This is a genomic window from Candidatus Riesia pediculischaeffi (assembly GCF_002073895.1).
Lineage (GTDB): Bacteria > Pseudomonadota > Gammaproteobacteria > Enterobacterales > Enterobacteriaceae > Riesia > Riesia pediculischaeffi.
The window spans coordinates 530307-536306 of record NZ_CP012839.1 but is presented as its reverse complement, the minus strand read 5'-3'; the positions used below and the strand labels follow the sequence as shown (position 1 = coordinate 536306).

General features: G+C 32.9%; 6 protein-coding genes and 1 rRNA gene (1 of these 7 cut by a window edge). All 7 read right to left on the bottom strand.

What is annotated here, in order from left to right; all coding sequences use genetic code 11:
* Nucleotides 1-522, bottom strand: a 16S ribosomal RNA gene (locus AOQ87_RS02450); it reaches 1059 nt to the left of the window's first position.
* 690 nt (nucleotides 523-1212) lie between these two features.
* Complete coding sequence (locus AOQ87_RS02445) at nucleotides 1213-2163, bottom strand: RluA family pseudouridine synthase (RefSeq protein ID WP_080626668.1); 951 nt, start codon at nucleotides 2161-2163, stop codon at nucleotides 1213-1215.
* A gap of 741 nt (nucleotides 2164-2904) precedes the next feature.
* Nucleotides 2905-3306, bottom strand: coding sequence for a 50S ribosomal protein L19 (gene rplS, locus AOQ87_RS02440; protein WP_080626667.1), 402 nt, complete (start codon nucleotides 3304-3306; stop codon nucleotides 2905-2907).
* A 35-nt stretch (nucleotides 3307-3341) separates the two neighbouring features.
* Nucleotides 3342-4088, bottom strand: coding sequence for a tRNA (guanosine(37)-N1)-methyltransferase TrmD (trmD, locus tag AOQ87_RS02435; RefSeq protein WP_039719801.1), 747 nt, complete (start codon nucleotides 4086-4088; stop codon nucleotides 3342-3344).
* Nucleotides 4089-4340: 252 nt separating this feature from the next.
* Nucleotides 4341-4586 carry a 30S ribosomal protein S16 gene (gene rpsP / locus AOQ87_RS02430; RefSeq protein WP_039719800.1) on the bottom strand — a complete coding sequence of 82 codons (246 nt, stop codon included), beginning with the start codon at nucleotides 4584-4586 and terminating at the stop codon, nucleotides 4341-4343.
* A gap of 15 nt (nucleotides 4587-4601) precedes the next feature.
* Nucleotides 4602-5507: a hypothetical protein gene (locus tag AOQ87_RS02740; protein WP_080626666.1), complete on the bottom strand. Its 906-nt coding sequence runs from the start codon at nucleotides 5505-5507 to the stop codon at nucleotides 4602-4604.
* Nucleotides 5455-5919, bottom strand: coding sequence for a signal recognition particle receptor subunit alpha (locus AOQ87_RS02735; protein ID WP_080626665.1), 465 nt, complete (start codon nucleotides 5917-5919; stop codon nucleotides 5455-5457). The genes AOQ87_RS02740 and AOQ87_RS02735 overlap by 53 nt, the downstream gene beginning before the upstream one ends.
* Between the last annotated feature and the right edge of the window lie 81 nt (nucleotides 5920-6000).

The following is a 6000-nucleotide window of genomic DNA, read 5'->3' as shown; positions in this document are numbered from 1 at the left end:
AGCCGGTGCTTCTTCTGTTGCTAACGTCATTCGATGAAGGTGTTATCTTCATCGTTTTCTTCACAACTGAAAGTACTTTACAACCCTAAGGCCTTCTTCATACACGCGGCATAGCTGCATCAAGCTTTCGCCCATTGTGCAATATTCCCCACTGCTGCCTCCCGTAGGAGTCTGGGCCGTATCTCAGTCCCAGTGTGGCTGATCGTCCTCTCAGACCAGCTAGAGATTGTCGCCTAGGTAGGCATTTACCCGACCTACTAGCTAATCTCGTATGGGCTCATCTGAAGACGTGAGGTACACCGTTTACACGGTGTATCCCCCACTTTCCTCTTGAAAAGCTTCCTCTCCGAGAGCTTACGCGGTATTAGCTGTCGTTTCCGACAGTTATCCCCCTTCTTCAGGCAGATTCCCATATTTTACTCACCCGTACGCCGCTAAATGGTTTACACCATTCCGCACGACTTGCATGTGTTAGGCTTGCCGCCAGCGTTCAATCTGAGCCATGATCAAACTCTTCAATTGAATGAAAGTTCAAGTATAGTTAATTGAACGAGAAACCTCTATCGTCTTTTTATACAACATGTAGACGAAACACCTTTGTGATCAAATTAATTTAACTCTTTCCTTATCTTGATTACTACAAGTGTTCACATAGATTTTTAAAGAGCTCTTCTAATTCTGTTTAATTAGTAAGAAAAATATCGATTGCTTCTTGTTTCTACATTTTGTTAGAACATCTGAACATGAATTCATCTTTTGTAATAAAAAGTAAAATCTTTAGCAGGATCAAATGGTAATACAATTTATTATCTTATACAGTTATAGTATAAGATATCTTGCTGTTCATTGGAATCTATTTATTGATAACTTATTATCCTTTTGTTCCCATATAAATCACCGTTTTCAATCGTGAGTATTTAATTTTTTACAGGTTTATGTCATCTCTTCAAAATTTATCAATGAGATATTTATCGCTTTAGTATTTTTGTAAGTCGGTCTGACCTCTTCAACATCTCTCATTAGAGATCATTAAATCTCGTTCATATTATAAATATTTCAAAATCTTGAATTAATTTTTTTGAGAACAGTTTCGTGCAACTTTCAATTTCCTATACGATACGCGAAAGTTTTAACGGTGATTAAATAAAATATGAAGAAATCATCGTTTCTTCATTCAACGATTATGAAAATCGATATAAGATGTAGGTGATTTCATAGTTTTTTATTTTCACGCAGTGTATGAACAAGGTGCGTGATATCTTTAGGTACGTCTGATTTCCAAGTGATCATCTTTTTTAAAGTTGGATGTAGTATGCTAAGCTTCTTAGCGTGTAAAGCTTGTCTAGATATGATATGTTCAACTTTTACTGAATTGCTTATATGATTTTTTTTCATTTTTGAAAGCTTTTTATCATGGTACAGAGGATCGCCGACGATTGGATGATTAATATATTTCATATGCACTCTGGCTTGATGACGTCTTCCTGATTCTAATGATAAAGTTAACCTTGTAAATCCGTTAAAGTTTTCTTCAACATAATATTGAGTCCTGGATTTTTTTCCGAAACGACAGACAAAGTTTTTTCTTCTATCTACAGGATGTCTTCCGATGGGCTGATCTATTGTTCCATGGATATTGATGTTACCGTAAACTACAGCTTCGTACTCTTTTCTAACTTTTTTTATTTTAAAAAGTTTCATCAATTGATTTTGGATATGACTACTTTTAGCAACGATCATTAGTCCGCTAGTATCTTTATCTAACCTATGTACAATCCCAGCCCTTGGAACATCCTTTAATTTCGGAAAATGGTGTATTAGAGCGTTCAATAAGGTATCTTGTTCGTGATCTTTTCCTGGATGGACACAAAGATTGTGTTGTTTATCTATCACAATAATTGATCCATCCTCATGAACGACATTTAATGGAATATTCTTAGGATAATATTCTTCCTTACTATTTTCTATATCTTCGATTAGGATGCATTCTCTCCCCGAGAGTTTGGTGCTTGGTTTATCTATTAGAACTTGATTAACGTAAACTTTTTTTTTTATGATCCATCTTTTAATATCTGACCGAGAATAATTTATCAGATGTTCGTAAATGACTTTATCGATCCTTTTAGGATACGACAGCGGACTTATCTTGATTTTGATTTTCATTGAGGACGTTTCATCGTATTAACTATGCTGAAGATATATACTTATGAATAGTATGCATCGTATGTTTTTCTATGTGATTTTCTCTATCTTATAAGAATTAAACTGATTATAAAAAATATTTCTTCTTTTTAAGAAATCAAAAGAAAAATCGATGTTTGTAATTACAGCATACGATGCAGTTTTTACGTCGATTTAACGTTTACAAAAAACTGCTACCATCATCTTAAGCGTCTAGAAACAAGAATAACATCTCGTGTTTCTAGTCGTAAAACATTTTTTAAAAAAATAGGATTTGATCCTTCTGAAAGATGTTCTAAAAAAATATAAAAATATGACGATTTCGTATATTTAATAGAAATATTCTCTTGAGAAATTCTACCTTCCATATCTGAAACTTCTAAGATCTTTCATAAGGAATCGTTCTATTATGTTCTGCTCTCACATTAGTATTCAATTCCTATTAAAGAGAAAACGATCGAACTTAGCAACGTTGTTGAAAATTTACGGACAGATTTTAACAATCATAACGCTTTCATTTGTACTACGAAGACGATATCTGATGAATCAACCCAAGTTATTTAAGAAACCTGTAAAAAATTAGACAGTAGAACATGACATCCTTAATCACCTTAAAGTAGGTCAATGATAATCGAGATATTGTTCAAAAAAGTAAACAACAGATCTGTGACCTAAAAGGTAGCGTCAAGATGCTGTCAACAGTATTTTGTCAAAAATAATCTGCTATAATATTTTGCGGTGAGAGTTGTTTGTCCTTAAAGATGTTAATCTTCTTCTTTTGTTGATGTTCTCTTTGATTTTTGCGGATTTTCCTTTCTTATTCCTTAAGAAATATAACTTAGATTTTCTAACATTTCCTAAACGTTTCATTATGATCTTTTCAACAACGGGAGAATGGATCTGAAATACTTTTTCTACTCCTTCTCCTTGAGATATTTTTCTAACTGTGTAACTTGATTGTAATCCTTTGTTTTTAATTGAGATAATGATCCCCTCGAATGATTGTAATCTTCTTTTATTGTTTTCTTTTACCCAACTTAAAATTTCTACCGTATCTCCTGCTCTACAATCGATAAGGTCACTTTTCATTTGTGATTCTTCTATTTCTTGAATAATATTCTTCATGTTTTGATAGATAAAGTATTCTTGCTGATGAAAAATTAATGTTCTTTGTCTTTGTATTCTTTTTGAAACGAATTTAACAAAAGTTTCTGTCTTTGAGTGAGATGAATCTTCTTCAATAATTCCGGTCGTTTTAGCCAAGTTTGACCGAGAGACTGTTTTTCTCTCCATACCTTAATTCTTTGATGATTTCCAGATAGTAAAACAGAAGGAACATCCAGACCAAATATCGTTTTCGGTCTCGTGTAATGTGGATGATCCAGAAGCCCATTCGAAAAGGAATCCCTATCAATAGATTTTTGACAATTTACTACACCTGGAATTAATCTTGCTACAGAATCGATTACGACCATGGCTGCAAATTCTCCACAACTTAGTATGTAATCTCCGATCGACCATTCTTCATGGATCTCATTTTGAATAACTCTTTCATCCATACCTCTGTATCTTCCACATATTAGAATGAATCCTCGTTCATCTAAAAAAGTTCGAATGCTATTCTGTTCGAGAACCCTTCCCTGAGGGGAAAGGTATAGAATTCTTGATTCATCTCCTATCATTTCTTTTGCTAATTGTATCGATTTAACAACCGGATCAGCCATAATTACAGTGCCATATCCCCCTCCGTATGGACGATCATCGATATTTCTATATTTTCTACATTGATCTTTAAGGTCATAAAAGTATAACTTCAGCAACTTTTTTTTGATAGCTTGACGGATGATTCCAAATCTAATGATCGATGAAAACATCTCTGGAAATAAGCTGATGATACCAATCTTCATTTATTTTTATCGATTTTTAAAATTTGTTCTAACTCTGTATCTGGAGAAGTTGATCTTTGAACCGTATATTTCGACAATAATCAACCTTGAGAATAACGTTGTAAATCGATGATCGTCCTAAAAACTTTATAATCATTGAGAAAAACAACATTTATGAATTTATAAAAAGATACAACAAAATCGCCTATTTCAAATAATCTTGATCTAATTTCTACGATCTTCCGTGATTTTAGAAAAATCTGATAGAGCTTTCTAATTACCTTTCACAGATTTAAGGATCCATTTAACTCTCTTCGAGAGTTTCGCACCGTTGTTCCTCCAGTATGTCAATCGGTCTACATCTATTTGAAATAGATCCTTCTTCTTCAAAGAAAATGGGTTAAAAAAACCTATCTTCTCTATGAAAGATCCCCTACTAACACATCTACTATCAGTAACAACTATCTTGTAAAAAGGATTTCTCTTTCTTCCAAATCTAGAAAGTCGAATGGTCACCATTTTCTACCTCTTTTCTTATGAACTTAAAAATTTTCTCTTTCTTAAACTTTTTTCAATTCTTTTAATTTCCTGAAATTTTTTCAACAGAAAATTTACTTCTTGTATTTTTGTTCCGGATCCGAAAGAAATTCTCTTTTTTCTGGAACCTTTAATAATTTCTGGATTGCTCCTTTCTTCATAAGTCATTGACTGAATGATCGCTCTCATCTTCTTAAAGAAGGTTTCATCCATATCTTTAGTAAACTTGTTAAGACCGTATCCTACATGCGGAATTCTTTCTAAAATTCTCTTAATATTATCAGCACTACTAATATAATTTAACTGTTCTAAAAGATCGTTTAAATTGAATTTGTATACGTTCTTCTGAGATTTTTGAAAGATATTTTTTTGAAAATTTATAGAAAATTCTTTCTTAATATCGTCCATCAACGAGGATATATCTTCTTTTCCTAAGATTCTTGAAACTATTTTGTGTGGATGAAACCCTTCCATCGATTTGACATTTTCCCCAGTTCCTAAAAAAGCTATTGGTTTCCCAGTAATCTCTTTAATCGATAAGGCACATCCACCTCTAGAATCTCCATCCATTTTTGTAAGAACGATTCCAGTTAAGGAAAACATTTCGTTGAATACCTTTGATGAATTGATTATATCTTGACCGATCATGGAATCTACAACAAAAAAGGTTTCTGATGGATGCACGATTCCATGAATTTTTTTGATTTCCATCATTTTCTTTAAATCAGTATGCATGCATCCCATAGTATCGACGATCAATGCATCATAATCGCCAGATTTAAAATGAGAAATAGCGAGTTTAGCTAAATCAGCAGAATTTTTTGAGCGATCGAAATCAAAAAAATCCAGATCAGAAGCTTGATAACTTCTTAAGTTGTTCGAAAGCCGCTGGACGTAAAACATCGGTAGATGCCAACAACACTTTCTTATTATATGTTTCTCTCAACACTCTTCCCAATTTAGCCGTCGTGGTTGTCTTTCCAGATCCTTTCGATCCAACCATCAATATTATGAGATCTTCGTTTTTCGATAATCTAATTGGATCGAACTTCTCCCCGATTATCTGAACGAGAACTTTTTGAACGATTTTGACGAAATTTTTATCTGGATTAAAACTCTCATATATCTTTCTTTTAGAAATCTCCTTTTCAATTTTTTGAACGATCTTTTTTGCTACAAGGACAGAGACATCTGAGTCGATCAAAAGATCTCTAACTCGTTTCAAAGAATCTTTTGAAAGATGCTTTGTGAACTTTCCTCGCTTTCTAATTTTTTCAAAAAGATCTGTGAAATTTTTAGTAAGATTTTCAAACATACATTTGGTTTAATAAATTAAACTTTGAACAAATAAAATCGTTTAATTGGTTCTTTAGCTATGTTATTCAGAAGAAATCGA

What these genes read in the sequence shown, in the direction of transcription:
- AOQ87_RS02445 (WP_080626668.1), bottom strand. Translation starts at nt 2,163, where the DNA reads ATGAAAATCAAAATCAAGATAAGTCCGCTGTCGTATCCTAAAAGGATC.
- rplS (WP_080626667.1), bottom strand. Translation starts at nt 3,306, where the DNA reads ATGAAGAATATTATTCAAGAAATAGAAGAATCACAAATGAAAAGTGAC.
- trmD (WP_039719801.1), bottom strand. Translation starts at nt 4,088, where the DNA reads ATGAAGATTGGTATCATCAGCTTATTTCCAGAGATGTTTTCATCGATC.
- rpsP (WP_039719800.1), bottom strand. Translation starts at nt 4,586, where the DNA reads ATGGTGACCATTCGACTTTCTAGATTTGGAAGAAAGAGAAATCCTTTT.
- AOQ87_RS02740 (WP_080626666.1), bottom strand. Translation starts at nt 5,507, where the DNA reads ATGTTTTACGTCCAGCGGCTTTCGAACAACTTAAGAAGTTATCAAGCT.
- AOQ87_RS02735 (WP_080626665.1), bottom strand. Translation starts at nt 5,919, where the DNA reads ATGTTTGAAAATCTTACTAAAAATTTCACAGATCTTTTTGAAAAAATT.